At 42.1% G+C, this 17,278-nt stretch carries 14 protein-coding genes and 1 riboswitch; of the genes, 7 read left to right on the forward strand and 7 right to left on the reverse strand.

From position 1 onward, the window contains the following. Positions 1 to 7: 7 nt before the first annotated feature. The 5 genes from R7Q47_RS04865 to metA all read right to left on the reverse strand — a co-directional run bounded on the left by R7Q47_RS04865 (position 8) and on the right by metA (position 8,540). Positions 8 to 3,184, reverse strand: coding sequence for a response regulator (locus tag R7Q47_RS04865; protein WP_213962583.1), 3,177 nt, complete (start codon positions 3,182 to 3,184; stop codon positions 8 to 10). A 156-nt stretch (positions 3,185 to 3,340) separates the two neighbouring features. Then, entirely contained in the window at positions 3,341 to 5,497 is a 2,157-nt protein-coding gene (locus R7Q47_RS04870; protein ID WP_213969546.1) for a GGDEF domain-containing phosphodiesterase, read from the reverse strand. Next, complete coding sequence (locus R7Q47_RS04875) at positions 5,497 to 6,426, reverse strand: phosphate/phosphite/phosphonate ABC transporter substrate-binding protein (protein WP_213886336.1); 930 nt, start codon at positions 6,424 to 6,426, stop codon at positions 5,497 to 5,499. The genes R7Q47_RS04870 and R7Q47_RS04875 overlap by 1 nt, the downstream gene beginning before the upstream one ends. A gap of 267 nt (positions 6,427 to 6,693) precedes the next feature. Next, complete coding sequence (gene pilW / locus R7Q47_RS04880; protein WP_017820928.1) at positions 6,694 to 7,419, reverse strand: type IV pilus biogenesis/stability protein PilW; 726 nt, start codon at positions 7,417 to 7,419, stop codon at positions 6,694 to 6,696. A 179-nt stretch (positions 7,420 to 7,598) separates the two neighbouring features. Beyond that, positions 7,599 to 8,540: a homoserine O-acetyltransferase MetA gene (metA, locus tag R7Q47_RS04885; protein WP_005377792.1), complete on the reverse strand. Its 942-nt coding sequence runs from the start codon at positions 8,538 to 8,540 to the stop codon at positions 7,599 to 7,601. 340 nt (positions 8,541 to 8,880) lie between these two features. On the opposite strand from metA, the gene R7Q47_RS04890 reads away from it, so the two are divergent. The 3 genes from R7Q47_RS04890 (at position 8,881) to R7Q47_RS04900 (ending at position 11,097) form a co-directional block, all read left to right on the forward strand. Next, positions 8,881 to 9,267 carry a DUF6559 family protein gene (locus tag R7Q47_RS04890; protein WP_158159641.1) on the forward strand — a complete coding sequence of 129 codons (387 nt, stop codon included), beginning with the start codon at positions 8,881 to 8,883 and terminating at the stop codon, positions 9,265 to 9,267. A gap of 123 nt (positions 9,268 to 9,390) precedes the next feature. Beyond that, a complete protein-coding gene (locus R7Q47_RS04895) occupies positions 9,391 to 9,726 on the forward strand; it encodes a DMT family transporter (RefSeq protein ID WP_069593657.1) in 336 nt (111 codons plus the stop codon). A gap of 420 nt (positions 9,727 to 10,146) precedes the next feature. Beyond that, entirely contained in the window at positions 10,147 to 11,097 is a 951-nt protein-coding gene (locus R7Q47_RS04900; RefSeq protein ID WP_064369089.1) for an LpxL/LpxP family Kdo(2)-lipid IV(A) lauroyl/palmitoleoyl acyltransferase, read from the forward strand. 67 nt (positions 11,098 to 11,164) lie between these two features. Here the strand turns inward: R7Q47_RS04900 and R7Q47_RS04905 are convergent, their stop codons facing one another. Continuing rightward, positions 11,165 to 12,637: a carboxypeptidase M32 gene (locus R7Q47_RS04905; protein WP_005377788.1), complete on the reverse strand. Its 1,473-nt coding sequence runs from the start codon at positions 12,635 to 12,637 to the stop codon at positions 11,165 to 11,167. A 216-nt stretch (positions 12,638 to 12,853) separates the two neighbouring features. On the opposite strand from R7Q47_RS04905, the gene R7Q47_RS04910 reads away from it, so the two are divergent. Continuing rightward, positions 12,854 to 13,489: a LysE family translocator gene (locus tag R7Q47_RS04910; RefSeq protein ID WP_318088666.1), complete on the forward strand. Its 636-nt coding sequence runs from the start codon at positions 12,854 to 12,856 to the stop codon at positions 13,487 to 13,489. Continuing rightward, on the forward strand, positions 13,489 to 14,055 hold the full coding sequence (locus R7Q47_RS04915) for a hypothetical protein (protein ID WP_005385713.1): 567 nt from the start codon (positions 13,489 to 13,491) through the stop codon (positions 14,053 to 14,055). The genes R7Q47_RS04910 and R7Q47_RS04915 overlap by 1 nt, the downstream gene beginning before the upstream one ends. 117 nt (positions 14,056 to 14,172) lie before the next feature. Here R7Q47_RS04915 and R7Q47_RS04920 read toward each other — a convergent pair whose 3' ends face one another. Next, positions 14,173 to 15,549, reverse strand: coding sequence for an alanine/glycine:cation symporter family protein (locus tag R7Q47_RS04920; protein ID WP_104975278.1), 1,377 nt, complete (start codon positions 15,547 to 15,549; stop codon positions 14,173 to 14,175). Positions 15,550 to 15,671: 122 nt separating this feature from the next. Then, positions 15,672 to 15,771, reverse strand: a riboswitch (glycine riboswitch). A gap of 527 nt (positions 15,772 to 16,298) precedes the next feature. On the opposite strand from R7Q47_RS04920, the gene R7Q47_RS04925 reads away from it, so the two are divergent. Both R7Q47_RS04925 and R7Q47_RS04930 read left to right on the forward strand, forming a co-directional pair. Beyond that, positions 16,299 to 16,457 carry a hypothetical protein gene (locus R7Q47_RS04925; RefSeq protein ID WP_005377784.1) on the forward strand — a complete coding sequence of 53 codons (159 nt, stop codon included), beginning with the start codon at positions 16,299 to 16,301 and terminating at the stop codon, positions 16,455 to 16,457. Positions 16,458 to 16,488: 31 nt separating this feature from the next. Continuing rightward, positions 16,489 to 17,223, forward strand: coding sequence for a chromosome partitioning protein ParA (locus R7Q47_RS04930; protein WP_031780983.1), 735 nt, complete (start codon positions 16,489 to 16,491; stop codon positions 17,221 to 17,223). Positions 17,224 to 17,278: the final 55 nt, after the last annotated feature.

Raw genomic sequence — 17,278 nt, forward strand, 5'->3', positions numbered from 1 at the left:
AATCCACCTACATTGCTTGTTCAATTTGATACAACAGTTTTTCTTTGCGCACAGGCTTTGGTACGTAGGCATCCATTCCTGAATCAAAGCAGCGTTGAATATCATCATCAACGACGCTTGCTGTTAATGCGATAATGGGCGTCTTAGTTAATCCTTTACTCGCTTCATAAGCTCTAATTTGCCTAGAAGCTTCAAACCCATCCATTATGGGCATCATGCAATCCATCAAAATAACATCAAACTTTCCATCTTTTTGGAACATTTCGACTGCAATTTGACCGTTTTCTGCGACTTCGAATTGATAGCCTGCTTTAGATAGCAATAGAGAAGCCACTTTCTGGTTCACTCTATTATCTTCGACAAGCAAGATGCGTTCGGAGCGAATAGGCGTTACCGTTGCTTCTGGTTGCTCAGAACTTGCAGGTAGTTCATGAGTTTTATCGGGGGTGGTGTTCTCTTGGTGTGGTTCAGCAGGCGTCGTGTTGGAAACGCGTAACCCTATTGCCTTATCTAACTTCTCTTTAAGCAACCCTGCTTTAAACGGTTTGGGCACATAGTCATCCATTCCAACGTCAAAGCATTTTTGTATATCGTCATCGACCACACTTGCCGTTAGAGCAATAATCGGAATTCTGAAAGCGCGTTTTTCTTTTACTTCTATTTGACGAATTATTTGGGTGGCTTCAAATCCATCCATTACGGGCATCATGCAGTCCATTAAAATTAGGCTGTACTGATTCTGTTGAAATTTCTCAACCGCTTCTTGTCCGTTTACTGCGACATCAAAGTCGAAGCCAGCTTTTGTGACGTGTAGCCCCGCGATTTTTTGATTGACCGTATTGTCATCAACGACCAAAATTTTCGGCAGAGATTTAACATGTTGCGCTGAAGTGCTCTCTTGTTGTGCGTGCGAGAAATTTGCCGCACAACTTTCAAGTGCTTTAATTAAGCGCTGCCCTAGTAGTGGCTGAGTGACCAAGGCGCTGATACTGTTTCTAAAGTCGAATTGTGGGCTATGAAGGTGCTTGATGAGGCAGACACGAATGTTTCGTTTACAAAGGCTTTCTATCTCATCGATATGCATCGCCGCTGCATTTGGTGATGCTTCTACATGAATAACGATAACGCGCTCGTTATCAATCCACGTTGGCAACGCACTTAAGGTATCTACTGACTGCGTTATATTGATGTTGAAAAAACTTAACTCGTTACGCAGTTTTTGTTCTAGTTGAGTACTGCTGCATACAATCCATATATCGTTGTGATTCAGAGCGTGATAAGCGTTAAACTCTTGCGTCACAACAGGAGCAGTTAGTTCAAAGAAGAAGCGACTGCCTTTACCTTTCTCGGATTCAAGTTGAATTTCTCCACCCATTAGCTCAACTAATTGCGTGCTAATGGCAAGCCCAAGTCCAGTTCCCCCAAATTGTCGGGTAGTAGAGTTATCCTCTTGGGCAAATGGAGCAAATATTTTCTTTTGCTGCTGGGCATCAATACCAATCCCTGAATCTTTAACAGAGAACTCGATGACCGCTTCACCATTTTTTATTTCGCGGGTGATGACCGATAGCTCTACACTGCCTTGTTCGGTAAATTTTACCGCGTTAGACATGAAGTTCATGACAACTTGGCGTATACGATGGTCATCCAACATTACGTGGTAAGGCGTGTTACGGCTAATGTTGACTTGCACATCGATGCCTTTTTCCTTTGCTTTCGGTGAAATGATAGAAGCAATGTCATAGATAGACTCTCGAACACAAGTTGAATGTGGGCTAATGAGCAACATCCCAGATTCAATTTTTGAGAAGTCTAGAACGTCATTAATTAAACTCAAAAGCAGTTGGGAGGAGGTTTCAATCGTGTCGACGTAATCGCGTTGTGTGGCAGTCAGGGAAGTATCGGATAACACTTCAGAGATGCCAATAACGCCATTTAGCGGCGTGCGGATCTCGTGGGACATGTTGGCCAAAAAGCTACTTTTGGCTTTACTCGCCTTAATTGCATCATCTTTTGCTTGTTCTGCATCTTCTTTAGCTTGTGTGAGCTTTAGTCTGGACAACATCCGCTCATCACTAAGCTTTTTTACCTCTCGAGCAAACTTACTCAGCTCGTCTTTACCCTTTATTAGTTGAGCAAGAGGTGAATTTTCAGTGTTACTTTGTTCATTGCTTTCGTTACTGAGAAATTTGAGGACTAGATTCAAGTTTCCAGTAACTTTTCGCACCAATCTTAGCGTTAAACTTACGACCAACAGCGTTAAAAGGCTCATCATTGCGATAAAGGTAAAGCGGTGCTGTGTCGTCGTGTTGATTGTCTTTGATATATCATCACTCAGCTGTTGTTCCATTTTGTCGTCAACACTTTGTAATAACGATAAGCGTTTGTTGAGTGCAGATAACCCCGCATCAATCTCATCCGGGGTTAATGATTTGAGTTGAGCTGGTTGCAATAAATAAGCACGAAACTCTTGGCTTTTGATAAAGACTTCACCCGTAAACGTCTCAATGAGCAGATCTACTTGTTGTTGATTGGCATTTAGCGTCACAAAACGCTCTAGAAATAGTTGTTGGTTCTGGATTAAAGATTGGATAGAAGCCTGTGTTGTGAGGTCGTACTCGTTATTTTCCTCTGAAGATCGAATCAAATATTCGCTTAATCTATGCTCTTCAGTGGACCAAAACATCAACCATTCAAGTTGCATCAAAGAAGAAAGGTGAGTGTTTGTTTCATAACTCACATTTCTAAAATAGACTTTGTCTAAGCTCATGAGGATTTCTTTGAACGTATCAGCGCGCCACTCTGCCGCATCTAACTTTTCTTCTTGATTTTGCGAAGAGAGCATCGAGAGGGTTGCTTCCTCAAAGCTTGTCAACTGGTTTAGTATCTCAGCGTTTTCACCGAATACTGGTGCAGCGGTGTCGCGTAACAATTGAGATATCTGCTGAGTTTTTAGTTGCTTATCTATTACATCAGGGTTATTCGGTAGGTGATAAAGCGAAGATACGCGGTCGATGTAGACAGAGAATAACTGTGCTTTTTGTAGTTCCTGAGCCTGGATAGAAAGGCTTTGTACATGTTTACCCGCGAGGACAAGCAACAATAAAATTGGCAGCAAAACCAACCCAAATAGCTTTTGTTTTACCGACAGGTTGTTCCAAGAAAAGATTCCTACCACGCGCATATCCATATCCAAGAAGTTGATATGAAAAGTGTAGTTTATTTATCTCAGATGTTAGATTTTAAGAGAAAATTCATATTAATGAGGTGGGGGAAGTGTGACCGATATTGCATTACGAGTACTAACGCGCTAAGCGGCAATAGTTAACAAAACGGCGTTCTAAGCAAAGTGATTGACGCTTTGAGCGCCACTCCCTCGTTGGTATTCAAATGCAATCAATTCCTCGGCAGGTACAGGTCTACCTAAGAAAAAACCTTGTACGACGTCACAGTGGAGAGACTCCATTCGTGTGAGTTGAGTTTGAGTTTCTACGCCTTCGGCTACTACTTTCATTCTTAGGTTGTGAGCCATGGATACAATCGCGCGAACTAATGAATCGTCTTGATCGCTTTTTCGGATTTGAGCGATAAATGAACGATCAATCTTGAGCCCGTCAAAAGCCATATGTTGTAGGTAGGCAAGGGCTGAATACCCCGTACCAAAGTCATCTAGCCAAACTTCCACTCCGATACTTTGTAGTTTTTTAAGCACATATTGAGCTTTCTCTGTATCATCAATAAAAAGTGACTCTGTCACTTCAACATGAATGGTTTGAGGGGCGACATCATGTCGTCGTAAATACTTAGAAAATAATTGACTTAAATCTTGGCGATAGATTTGCCTTGGGGATAAATTTAATGCGATGTGAAAATCAGTACCGAAATGTTCTGCCCACATTGCCCGCTGAGCAACTGCTGTCTCAATGATATGTTCTCCAAGCTCCAATATTAAATCACTTTGCTCTGCGATCGGGATAAACGATTCTGGACTGATATAGCCTTTCTCGGGATGATTCCACCTAACCAATGCTTCGACTCCAATTAGGCGATAGGTTTTTAGATCAAATTGTGGTTGATACCACAGCTCGAACTGAGACAAGTCACGTACTGAACGACGCAGTTCTCGTTCTATGTATAAACGTTGTTTAATCGTTTCATCAAACGTGGAGTCGTATATCGTCATAATGTCTTTACCGCGTCTTTTAGATTCCTGCGCCGCAAGAGAGGAAAGCTGTAAAAGAGACTCAGCGTTTGAACCAAATTCTGGATACACAGCAATTCCGAGGCTTGCCGTAATTTGAATATCGTTCTCTTCCAAACTAAAGGGAGAGAGTAGTTGGCGATGAATAGCGTGCGCTTTTTCTGTAGCTTCATGACTGTCCGAGCACGGAAAGGCCAGTACAAATTCATCCGCACCTACTCGACTTACGATGGTAGAAAGGCGGTAAAGCGGCTTAAAATAACTCGGCAAATGGCTTTGAAGCTCTGAAGCAAGATGGCCGAGCAATTTATCCCCAATGTTATGTCCGTAGTTATCGTTAATGTGCTTAAAGTCATCCAAGTCAATAAACACAACCGCGAGTGAGGGGGATTTGTGGTCAGTTATTTGCGTTTGAATATCAATGAGTAACTTTTCTCGGTTTGGCAGGGAAGTCAGAATATCGTGGTACGCCATGAACTCAACTCGGCTGGTGTATCGGTTCACTTTGTTTGACATTTTGTTGTACGCCGAAATAAGTTCTCCCACTTCATCTTTGCTTTGTATATCGGTGACTGGCAGCGCTTGGGTATTTGACTCTGAAAATTGATCTTTTAGTTGCTTGAGTGGCTTAGTTAACGACCGCCCCAAAGCATAAGCGATGATGCTACCGAATAGAACGGATATCCCACTGATCGTTAGCAGCAAGTTAAACATTTTCTGTTTATCGTTTGAGGTAATCGCTTGGACTTGTTCAATGTTCTGTTCTTTCTCTTCCAGTAGATGTATCAAGTTAAGCTCAAGATACACCGCCCCAAGAGTAATGTTTGATTGCTGAATCGGCGCTGCGATCTCCAACTGATGCTTGGAAAAGGAAACGAGAGTTCTAGATTCTTCTATTGCTTTCAAAATAAAAGGAGAGCGGTAATGAGGTTGGGCAAACATCCTTAGCTGAGTAGTGCCGTCGTGAAAGATTAGCCCTTCATTGTCAACAACATGTATTTTCGAGACATCTGGCTGGCTCAATGTTGCCTTAATTTGCTCATACGCTTGACTGATATTGTCTGTATAGAGTGGATCAAAAAGCTGTTTTGATAATAGCTCTGCATAAACCAACCCTTTTTGCTTAACGTAAGATTCTGTTTTTTCTTGAGAGTTGTTCGTGATTTGTTGAGTTAAGCTATTTGAATACGCATCGTAACCGTGCATGTATAACGCAAGATTTATCACCACAACAAACAAGACAACGAACATTGTCGAGCAAATGTATTTGGTTTCGAGTGAGAGCTTTTGAAACATCAATCCACCTTCGGTAACAAGTGAACTGACTTGCGCACTGTACTTAAGGAGGCTCGCATTTCTGGAGTAAGCGCGCTGAATTTTTTGGTGTTCTGAAACTTTTTAAGTGCGAGAGAGCCTTCGTGAGTTGTATCCATATCAAGCAGTATGGACGTGATTTTACGCTGTTGCTCTAGGCTCATGCTTGGAGAAGCGAGAATTAAATCCCTGGGTATTTCAACAGAACGAGAAAAAATCGCTAGTTTGTCTTTCATGTTCTCTGGCAAATCTTTGGGATTGTTCCAGTTGAAGTTACTGAATGCTCCTGCTGCAACTCTCTGTTTATATACCCATACAGATAGGTTGATTTCATTTGACTGAGCGAGTTGCTCATCAAGGAATAAATAACCAATACTGTCTTTGGCCGGTTTGTCATCAGGAGAGGGAAGGTATTGGAGTTTTTCTCCGTGATTCAGCAATGTAATCGCAGGTAGGTAATAGCTGCTGGTAGACGTGCGCTTTTCGAAAACAAGCGTTTTTCCTCGCAGGTCAGAAAATGACTCAATGCCACTCTCTTTATTAGTAAAGAACACCGTATGATATTTTTGCAGGCCTTTTTTCCATCGTATAGCAAGGACTTGGCTATTAGACTGCTTTTCTAAGGTCATCGCATTAAAGGGGGTCGCCGTTGCAATTTGAACGGTGCCATTTTCAAGCGCAACCGCGAGCTGACGATAATTTTTAAATACCTTTACCGCCCCTTTTGCGTAACCATATTCAGCCATATTTTCAGTTACATACTGAGTAAGGGGCGTCGCTTTTTTGATTTTGCTTTGGGCTTTATTGGACACAATGCCAAATGTGAATGTTTTCTCAATATTTTCTTGTGCACTGACGACAAAAGGTGAACTCAGCAAAGTGAGTAATAACAGAGTGCAGGCAGGTTTCATCCGGCTTCAACTTCCTTCTGGTGCATGTCAGTAATATTTAGTATTTATCAATGTGCCGAAATCAATCTTAAAAACAGTATGATGTACAAATTTCGTTGTGTGCGCACTTTTTATAATGTGACTTGGTCACTTATTCCGTTCAAATAGTACCGAATTTGACGTTTATGTACAGGATGAATGTATCACCGTGAGTCTGAATTCACTGGATTCTTGGTCAAGCGCTGTATTGGCTGTGAGCTAATGCGCCTTATGTATCGCTATTTTGTACTAAGAAAATTTTTCCAATTGTTTTTGATACTTTTTCTCGAGAGCTTCATTGCCTGCTGCACGTTCAAGTTGAATCATGAGTTGCAAAGAGGGCTTCTTCACGCCATACATTTGATTGAATCTCATTAATCGAATTCTAGCTTCAGTATAATCACCGCTATCAATTTCTATTTTAGCGAGTTGCAAAATCGATTTTGGTCTATGAGGGTCATGATCGATAGCTCTAGTAAAGTAGTATCTCGCTTTGTCTTTATCTTGTGATTTTAGCGCACAAAAAGCTGCATTCTCATAGCTTGCTGGAATAAGGTAGTAATAAGGCTGCTCAATGGCTCGATTAAACATCTGATCGGCTTTTTCGAAGTCACCTCGCTTGCAAAGAAAAGTACCGTAGTTATTGAGCACATTTCCGTTTTTAGTGTGTTGGCGTAGAGAGCGTTTATACATCTGTTCGGCTTTAATATCTTCACCAACCGTTTCGTAGTAGTGAGCCATAGATAATTGCGCGCGATAGTATTGAGGTGCGTGGTTTAAGGCTTGTTGTAAGTTATCATGCGCGCGAATCATGTTACCGCCGTCTAAATAACCTAAGCCAAGTGCGATACGTGATTCTGCCATTGCCACAGGATCGGCTTTAACGACAGGGCTTCCATCTTCTTTCACCGTCACGCAACCCACGAGTGCAAACTGAGACAATAATATTAGTGCACCGAGCTTTGCTGTTTTCATTCTTTATCCCTACATCCCTGAATCTTTCTGCATGATATGAATTACTTAGCAAAAACCTATTGAGGAAAAAACACTATGCGATCAGGTTTGCAAACTGTTATGAAAAAGCCGCCATATGGCGGCTTGGTTCACATATTACATTTCGGTAATGATGAGTGCTTTGTTTGCTTATTTTGAAGCTAATCGTCTTTAGTGAAAGCATCTTCACTGAAGTGATCGAGATCGTACGGTGTTTGCTGATAAACACAGTAGTTCAGCCAGTTTAAAAAGAGGAGGTGTCCATGGCTTCTCCAGCTTGCAATTGGCGGGTTATCTGGGTTGTTGTTTGGGTAATAGTTGACAGGAATAGCGGGCTCCATACCTTCGCTTAAATCTCGGATATATTCATTATGTAAAGTGTGGGAATCATACTCAGGGTGTCCTGTGACAAAGACATTTCGTTTGTCTTTTGTGGTGGCCAAGTACACACCTGCGACATCCGATGTCGCTAAAATGTCTAAGTCAGTATGCTCTTCTAGAAAGTGAGGCGAAAAATCTGCGTAACGCGAGTGAGGAGCCAAAAACGTGTCATCAAATCCGCGTAAGATAGGGTGAAACTGATGATGGATTTGATGATGATACACGCCTGAAAGTTTTTCTTTACGCGTTTTTTTAGGTAGATCGTAGAGTAGCTTTAACCCTGCTTGCGCAGCCCAGCAAACATAAAGAGTGGATGTCACATGATCTTTTGCCCACTCCATGATGGTTTTGAGATGATCCCAATAAATGACATCTTCAAATTGCACCAAACCTAATGGAGCCCCAGTAATGATCATGCCATCGAAGTTTTTATCTCGCACCATTTCAAATTGGCGATAAAACGTGTCTAAATGTTCAGTTGGCGTATTTTTACTCGGGCGGTTATCAATGCGCAGTAATTCGACGTTAACCTGTAGTGGGCTGTTTGAGAGTAGACGCAGAAACTGAGTTTCAGTCTCTATTTTTTTTGGCATCAGATTAAGGATCAGCACTCTTAAAGGACGTATTTCCTGACTCGCTGCACGCGTTTCACTCATCACGAAGATGTTTTCTGTCCTTAATACATCGGTAGCTGGTAATTGATCTGGAATTCTAATTGGCACGACTTTCTCTCCCTAAGTATAGTCAATCTAGACGTCTATACTTCTAAAGCTAACTTAATTAAGTTTAGATGTCGATACGAAATCCGACTTTTCAATCTACTCTTTACATTATGGTAAACCGTACTCGGGGTTGTCACACAATTGTGACTAAAGCAGAGTTTCTGATGAGATAGGTTTGAAACGCAGTGTGTACTATTTGCTGGTAATTATGCGATCACGTTAATATGTGAAGGTGACTTCGTAGTAAGGAAGTCTCAAATTAATGAGCCATACTAAAAACAATCAGCTCACCATTTTGCATTAATGTGCATATTTGGAAACATCGTCAGTGGAGGACATTATGTTCGGTATTTTCAAGAGAAAGACAAAGATTCAGAGCATCGCTCAAGAAGTTCCTTGCGTGCTACTGCATTCGTTTGGTGATAAAGACATTTATACGCCGGAAGAGATTGATCAAGTTCTTCAAAAGCTGGGTTATGATAAGAGCAAGGATGTCAGTCATTATCAGTATGCGTATGGAATGTTTGCCGATGAAGCCTCTTACGAGCTCCTAGAACTAACGGATGAGCTAGGTAATTATGGTCATTTCCAACGTGAAGTAGGTAAGATGCTACTCAATACACCTGAGCCGATTGATATGCATATCTACTTTGAAATTTCTCGTCAGCACCAAAACGTCAGCCTTTTACCTGGTCATCAAAAAGTAAGCGAAAGTGATGGTGTGTAAACATCGTTAGTGGTATTCCATCGTGAGATGAGTTGGGTATAATGCGCGGCCTAATTATCCGGACATGTTGTCGGTTACATTTCTGTTGAGCGTTAATGCCTTATGTTCAAAATGCTTGTCTCTATGCCACCAATGTTGGCGCTGTCGATAGCGATTGTATGTGAAGTGATTGCCACTTCTTATATTCCCAAAACAGAGCAATTTACGAAAGTAATGCCGAGCACAGTCGTTTTGATTGGTTACGGCATCGCTTTCTTCTTGCTTTCCGTCACAGTGCAAACAATGCCTGTTGGGGTTGTTTATGCCATATGGAGTGGTGCTGGGATCGTTTTGGTTGCGACGGTTGGTTACTTTGTTTACGGACAGCGTCTAGACTTACCAGCCCTAGTTGGTATTGGGTTTATCATCGCTGGTGTGTTGATCGTAAATTTATTATCCAAAACAGTAGGGCACGAATAACGCCACTCTACTTGTTAAGTGAATAAGAAGCCGCAGCGAGAAATTGCTGCGGCTTTTTAGTGCAAATTCAATCGCTAATGGCGAGTATTGATATGACGTCTTATTGTTGTATTCATAACGGTCGCATTATGTGATTGAAAAATAGACATTATTTAGCGCATTGAAAATACAAAGTTATGTTTCTTCAAACTTTAGGAAAGGGCAGTAGATAAATCACTCCGATAGATGTTAACGTGGCGACTCATCTTTACTGCTTTTTCATTCCCTACATATTTCTGCAAAGTTCTTATTGTGTAGTGTGTCGAAGAACCATAGAATCCGCGCGCTTTAATTTATGTTATTAGCGTTATCAATGATAAAAGTGCAGTCCATTATCATTGTTTTTATCACTTATAGATGGGCACATCTGACAATACTTACATGAACAAATACAAAAAGCCTGCATTCAAGGCCGAATTTCTTTTGCCTCGTTACTGGGGAACGTTAATTATCATTAGCGTGATGTACTTACTTAGCCTCCTTCCTTTTAAAGTTCAACTAGCTTTGGGACGCAACATTGGTCGTTTAGCTATGCGACTCATGAGAAAACGTCAAGTTACGATCAGACGCAATCTTGAGCTTTGCTTCCCTCATATGGAAGAATGCCAACGCGAAGCAATTCTAAAAGACAACATCGACAATACTGGCATCGCACTTTTTGAGACCGCAATGGCATGGTTTTGGTCAGATAAACGGGTAAACAAACACGTCACGATAAAAGGCATGGAGCATCTAGAGGCTTTAGAGAAGTCAGGCAAAGGTGCATTAATGTTGGCCGTACACTCAATGAATCTAGAGTTAGGTGCTCGAGCTTTTGGCATTAAAAAGTCTGGAACTGGTGTTTATCGCCCAAACAATAATCCGTGCTTTGATTATTTTCAGTATAAGGGACGCTCTCGCTCTAATCGTACACTGATTGATCGTAAAAACGTCAAAGCCATGCTTGAAGCACTTAAAACGGGTGAGCGGGTTTGGTATGCACCGGACCACGATTATGGTAACCGACGCTCGACATTTGCACCGTTATTTGCCGTTAAAAATGCTTGTACTACGACAGGTACAAGTTTGTTGGTTGATTCTACAGATTGCGCCATTGTGCCTTTTACGATGGTAAGAGGAAAAGACGGACACTATACCCTAACCATTAGTGCGCCCGTCGAAGGTTTCCCGAAAGAGGATCATCAACGCGCCGCCGCATTCGTGAATCAAATAGTTGAAACATCAATCATGGCAAGTCCGAGCCAGTATATGTGGCTTCATCGTCGGTTTAAAACTAGACCAGAGGGTGAGGACTGTTTGTACAAGCCTAGGCTCATCCCTAGCTTGGCATAGCATGTAGAGACTAAAAAAGCCCAAGGAACATACGAACCTTGGGCTTTTACTTTCTATTCGTTTCGCTTTATAAGTAGCGATCTTTTAGGTGAGCTTGAAAGTGTTTAGCATTCAGTGTTTCACCCGTGGCTTGTTTTACCAACTCATCAGTGGTGAATAAGCTACCTTTACTCCAGATGTTTTCCGAGAGCCAATTGAATATCGGAGCTAAGTCGCCAGAACGAATAACCGCATCTACATCGACGGTTTGTTTCATTGCTGCCATAAATTGTGCAGCGTACATCGCACCGAGCGTGTAGGACGGGAAATAGCCAAAACTTCCGTCTGTCCAATGGATATCTTGCATACAGCCATTTTTGAAGTTTCCTTCGGTTGATAGCCCCAAGTACGCTTTCATCTTTTCGTTCCAGAGTTCTGGTACATCTGTATGTTTGATGACGCCGTTCATGAGATCTCGCTCAATTTCATATCGAAGAATAACGTGAGCAGGATATGTTAGTTCGTCAGCATCTACGCGAATAAAGCCTTTTTCTACGCGAGTGTAAATTTTGGCTAAATTGTCTTTTTCGAATTCACTACCAGAAAAATGGTTAGAAGCCAGTCGAGCGAGGTGATCGATAAACGCGCTGCTTCGTCCTATTTGCATTTCAAAGAAGAGTGATTGTGATTCATGAATACCCATAGAGCGAGCTTCTCCCGCGGGTGTTCCTGATAAATCTTTTGGTAGCCCTTGCTCGTATCGAGCATGGCCAGTTTCGTGGACAATCCCCATCAATGATTGGACAAACTCGTTTTCATTATAACGTGTCGTAATACGCACATCTGTCGGTACACCGCCACAAAATGGGTGGGTACTCTCATCAAGTCGACCGTGTTCAAAATCGAATTGAAGTAGCTTCATGACTTCCAAACCGAGCGCTTTTTGCTTTTCCGCAGGGTAGTGTGCAGTTGGCAATAAGATGTTGTCTGATTGTTGTTTTTCAAGCGCTTCATCGATCAAAGTAGGAAGCCAGGTTTTCACGTCAGCAAAAAGAATGTCTAACGACGCAGACGTTGTGCCAGGTTCATAAACATCGAGCATGGCATCATAAGGAGTCGTGCCATTTGCTTCGGCTCTAATTTGCGCTTCTTCCTGCGATAGCTTTACTACTTCAGCCCAGTTCTTTTCAAAACCAGCCCAGTCATTTTCTCCACGTTGCGTACGCCATGCATGTTCACATTTGGAGCCAGCAAGAGATTGAGCTTGAACTAATGATTCTGGTAGTAAGTTAGCTTGCTGCCACCCACGCTTCATTTCTCTTAGGATAGATTTTTCTTTTGTAGACAGCGTCTCTTCTTCTGCCTGAGCGAAAAGCTCTCCCAAGTGCGGTTGAGTCATTAAAGAATGGATATGTACATCGAGCTCTGCCGTGGCATTCGATCGTGCTTCAGCGCCACCAGGTGGCATGACCGCTGCTTGATCCCAATCTATGATGGCAGATAGATGCTCAAAATTTGCCACTTTTTTGGAATGTTCAACGAGTTTTGTAAATGCGTTCATGTGACTACTCTTATTCTTTTGTTCTTTCCCTAAACACCCGATAACGGGTCCTTCATATGGTGTTGCACTAAGCAACCTACGTTAATTTATTAATAATTAACTCCAACCCATTGTCCATAAACTCACCCAGTTGTATAGCTCTCTTAAAAAAGAAGCTTGCGAATCTTGTGGATTGGCGGTATTGATGAAGGATTGACAATTAATTATCACGATAATATGGATATTTTGAATTTCGAGGCATTTATTATTGCCATTACGATTTTAACGTTAACGCCAGGTTTAGATACTGCACTTGTTATCCGTAACACTAGCCGCTCGGGCCTAAAAGATGGATGTACAACCAGTCTAGGGATTTGCTTTGGCTTATTCGTACATGCTTTTTTTTCTGCGGTTGGTATCTCGGCGATTCTTGCGCAATCAGCAGAGTTGTTCCAAATCGTAAAAATGATTGGCGCGGCTTATCTTATCTGGCTTGGTTTGAGCAGTTTAAAAGCGCTAATGTCGTCGAAAGATGGATTGACCGTGACCGAGCAGATTCACGAAGTGTTTAATGGTAAGCGCTCTTTTAGAGAGGGCTTTCTTTCTAACGTCTTGAACCCGAAAACGGCGGTCTTCTATTTGGCTTTCTTGCCACAGTTTGTGAATCCAGAAGGTTCACCCTTGCTTCAATCAATGATGATGGCATCTGTACACTTTGCTATTGCGATGGTTTGGCATTGTGGTTTAGCTGGCGCGCTTAACTCGGCTAAAAATCTACTAAAGAATGCAAGCTTTATGAAGTGGATGGAAGGCGCGACGGGCGCAGTATTAGTCGCACTTGGTGTGAAGTTATTAATTGAAAAACCCGTTTAATGCGTAATATTTATCGATTGTTGATACTACTCGCTGTATTTATTGTGGGGATAGGTGCCGCTGTAGCTTGGCATACGTGGCCACAAGTACAGTTTGCGCAACGCGGCATGATCTGGTCTTGGCACTGGGGCTACTTCGAGCCTTTTGCTAATGGAATACAACAAACGCGAACTCAAGACACTAAACAGTTATTGCTCAGGCGTGTGTATTTGCATGACGCTATTGTCGTTTTTGTTTCGACAACTATGGACAATAAATTTGAGGTCGACGTTGTAAAAGAGCAAACCTGTGAACCTAAAACGACGACTTGGGCTTCGGTCTCTGTCAATCATCAACGTGTCAGGCATGTACCTATGGTGTGCGATGCGTTTGGGCAAGGCTACTTTTATCGCTACATCGGGAAACATCTGGAATCGATTGAAGTTGGTGTCGGCGACTCGTTTGTAACAGAAGCATTTTTAGACTGGCCGCTATCAGAGTTGAAAGCGGATCAATTCAAGCAAAAAAATGCGAAGTTTTTTGAAGAACGTGGAGAAAACGTTGAGCATCAATGGTTGAGAGATTAACCATTTAACCGAAGATAAATAAAGCCCGCTAAATAATAGCGGGCTTTGTGTTTTACCATTTCTAATGTGTCTTGCTCTCTGTGACTGACAGTTTGTGACCGCAAACCTGCCGTTTCACTAAGCTTTCACTGCTTCAACTTTACCTGATTGCGATGTTGAGCTAAAGAACAGTTTGGTTTCTGCCAGTACGACGTGACGCAGTGCGATCAAACCAATTAGGTTAGGAATTGCCATCAGACCGTTTACGATATCAGCCAGTAGCCAAATCATATCGAGGTGAAGGAATGCACCAGATGCCACCAAGCCGACGAAAATCAGTTTGTATGGAAGCACAGCTTTAGTTCCGAACAGGAACACAACGCAACGCTCACCGTAGTAGTTCCAACCAAGAATGGTGGTAAAAGCGAAGAACATCAAACCGATTGAGACGAGCATAGGACCAAATGTATCTGCATTTAAACCCACCGCAAAAGCATGAGTCGTCATCGCGGCACCTGCAAAGTCACTTTGCCATGCACCAGTCAGGATTAGAGCAAGGCCTGTCATGGTACAAATAATGATGGTATCGAAAAAGGTACCCGTCATTGAAATTAGGCCTTGTTTAACACAAGAGTCTGTCTTCGCTGCTGCTGCTGCCATAGGCGCGCTACCCAAACCAGATTCATTTGAGAACACACCGCGAGCGATACCTGATTGGATTGCCAGCATGATGCTTGCACCTAAAAAACCACCCGTCGCTGCTGTTGATGTAAAGGCTGAAACCAGCACTAATTCAACGGCATTGAACAATTGGTCTGCATTCATGATGATCACGCTTAAACACGCCAACACATAAAATACAGCCATGGTAGGAACCACTTTTCCTGCAACGTTAGCAATGGATTTGATGCCACCCAAAGTTACGAAAGCAACCAAAAGAGTTAGTACAAAGGCAGATAGCTCACGGTTAACACCAAGAGATATCTCACTTGCATCCAGAATCGCGTTTACTTGTGGAAACGTACCGATACCAAAACAAGCAACACCCAAAGCAAACACTGCAAACATGATCGCGAGAGCTTTTGAGCCAACACCGTATTGCAAGTAATACATTGGGCCACCAATCATTTGGCCTTTATCATCGACTCTTCGGTACTTAACCGCCAACAAACATTCGGCGTATTTAGTCGCCATTCCGAAAAGGGCAGCGAGCCACATCCAGAATAGAGCGCCTGGTCCACCGAGTTTGATTGCTGTGGCAACACCAACAATGTTACCAGTACCAATTGTTGCTGAGAGTGCAGTACAAAGAGCTGCAAAGCTAGAAACGTCACCTTGAGTATTAGATGACTTATCTTTACTGAATACCATCGCTAGCGCTGTTGGGAGGTGTTTAAACTGGATCAAGCCAAGGCTAAAAGTGAAGTAAACACCTGTACCCACTAGCAAAATAAGCAGCGGTGGACCCCAGACAAAATTATCGATGGTTTGTAGTAAAGATTGTAGGTTGTTCATGATTTCCCCTTAATAAAACAACTAATAAGGAGAAGAGGGAAAGGACGAGATCAACGATCTCTAAAAGAACTAAGCTATTGGTTGTAGGCGGGAAGGCCAAGCAAAATAGTTAGGTTGTAACTTTCCACTCCTCTGTCCTTTTGCCTGAGAGTTTCACCTTGCGTGAGTGCAAGACTTGCTCCTTCGGCGACCGATTTAACGGTTCTCTCCAGAGGTTCCTCCAACTACAGTCCCCGCTACCTAGGTAGCACCTGAAATAGTTAATTCTTCGGCGAGTTATGCTAATCAAATGTTAAAATTTGATTAATAACCACTCTCCTGCAGTCTTCATCGGAACAATTACTCAATTAAATGAGTAAAGGTTAGTTAATGATGCTGGTCATCATTAACGTGTGAACTCTATCATGTTTTTGGTCTATTTCAACACCCTATGTCAATTTATTTTTAATGAAATAACCTCATCAATTTTCATGAAGGTATGTTTGCCAATCTTTTTGTGCGAGTCACGGCATAAATAAAATTTATTGGGTTAGGGAATGGAACCCCAAAACACTTCAGAACGATAAATGTGTTTCGATTGTTACGACATAAGTTATTCAATTAAGGACACAAAATTGATTAAAATCGGAGCACTTATTTTAAAATCTACGCTAAGTTGACCTTATGGTACGTATAAATGGGTTACAATGAACCTTTGTGAAACAGTCTACGGACCTAGGCAGTTTTTCATGAGTGGACAAGGAGGCGGTATGACCAGATTATTAGCCATTGCGGTGTTGATTGCAGTAGCATTTGTGCTGTTTCGTTATCGAACCAATGAAAAAGTCCAAAAAGCGACCGTTATAACATTAATTGGCGCATTTCTGATTTATACAGCATCAATTATGTTTGCGGAATTGATCCGCTAGCAAAGTAAAAGAGTCCTTGGAGTAGTATACGGTGAGTTCTCAGAACAAAATGGAAGAGCAAGACGACGTAGTTGTCATTGAAGAGCGTGACAAACGTACGCATATCTATATCGCAATCGCTGCGGTGTTAGGCTTGGCATTTGGTGGCCTTGTTGGAGCGGTTGTCACTGCGAACAAGTGGGAATCGACTTACCACGTATTAGAAGAAAAGTATCAAGCACTAACGCAAGATAAAACCCAGTTGGCATCTCAAGTAAAAGTGCGTGAAGAGGCGCTTGACCAAGAGATACAAAACCAAGTTAGTGAGTTACTCGCCGCGAAAGATGAAGCTCATCAGAAAGCACTTAAGAAGTTGCAAAAGCAATTGACTGAGGTCGAGAAGGTTAACTTGTCACTAGAGTCTCAATTGAAGCAGCAGGCAGATAAGATCAACACGACGAAGTCAGAAAATGAGAAGTTGAGTCGTCAAGCGGATATGCAAGCGACTATGTTTGAGCGGTCCCGCGAAGTATTCCAGAAAGAGCTAAAAATTTCGCAAGAATTAGAGTCTCTCGAGAAAGAACGGTCGAAATTATTACCTAAGATTGAGAAACTCAAGAAAGAGTGTGACGTATTTTTAGAAGGCAAATCTTGGGACGTGAAGTCGGACGCGTGTGATAAACATGACGAAGCTAATTCACGACTAAGTCAGGTCGATCAAATGATTGAAGTCTATAAAATGGACCTCAAACAAATCAAAGCAATAACGGAAGATATCGGCCTTTAAGTCTTTTGTATCCGATTTTTGAAAAGCAAAAGGAGCTCTTTAAGAGCTCCTTTTT

It is taken from the genome of Vibrio sp. Vb0349 (genome assembly GCF_033338975.1).

Coding starts and splice junctions, on each gene's coding strand:
- R7Q47_RS04865 (WP_213962583.1), bottom strand. CDS start 3,184: ATGCGCGTGGTAGGAATCTTTTCTTGGAACAACCTGTCGGTAAAACAA.
- R7Q47_RS04870 (WP_213969546.1), bottom strand. CDS start 5,497: ATGTTTCAAAAGCTCTCACTCGAAACCAAATACATTTGCTCGACAATG.
- R7Q47_RS04875 (WP_213886336.1), bottom strand. CDS start 6,426: ATGAAACCTGCCTGCACTCTGTTATTACTCACTTTGCTGAGTTCACCT.
- pilW (WP_017820928.1), bottom strand. CDS start 7,419: ATGAAAACAGCAAAGCTCGGTGCACTAATATTATTGTCTCAGTTTGCA.
- R7Q47_RS04890 (WP_158159641.1), top strand. CDS start 8,881: ATGTTCGGTATTTTCAAGAGAAAGACAAAGATTCAGAGCATCGCTCAA.
- R7Q47_RS04895 (WP_069593657.1), top strand. CDS start 9,391: ATGCCACCAATGTTGGCGCTGTCGATAGCGATTGTATGTGAAGTGATT.
- R7Q47_RS04900 (WP_064369089.1), top strand. CDS start 10,147: ATGAACAAATACAAAAAGCCTGCATTCAAGGCCGAATTTCTTTTGCCT.
- R7Q47_RS04905 (WP_005377788.1), bottom strand. CDS start 12,637: ATGAACGCATTTACAAAACTCGTTGAACATTCCAAAAAAGTGGCAAAT.
- R7Q47_RS04910 (WP_318088666.1), top strand. CDS start 12,854: ATGGATATTTTGAATTTCGAGGCATTTATTATTGCCATTACGATTTTA.
- R7Q47_RS04915 (WP_005385713.1), top strand. CDS start 13,489: ATGCGTAATATTTATCGATTGTTGATACTACTCGCTGTATTTATTGTG.
- R7Q47_RS04920 (WP_104975278.1), bottom strand. CDS start 15,549: ATGAACAACCTACAATCTTTACTACAAACCATCGATAATTTTGTCTGG.
- R7Q47_RS04925 (WP_005377784.1), top strand. CDS start 16,299: ATGACCAGATTATTAGCCATTGCGGTGTTGATTGCAGTAGCATTTGTG.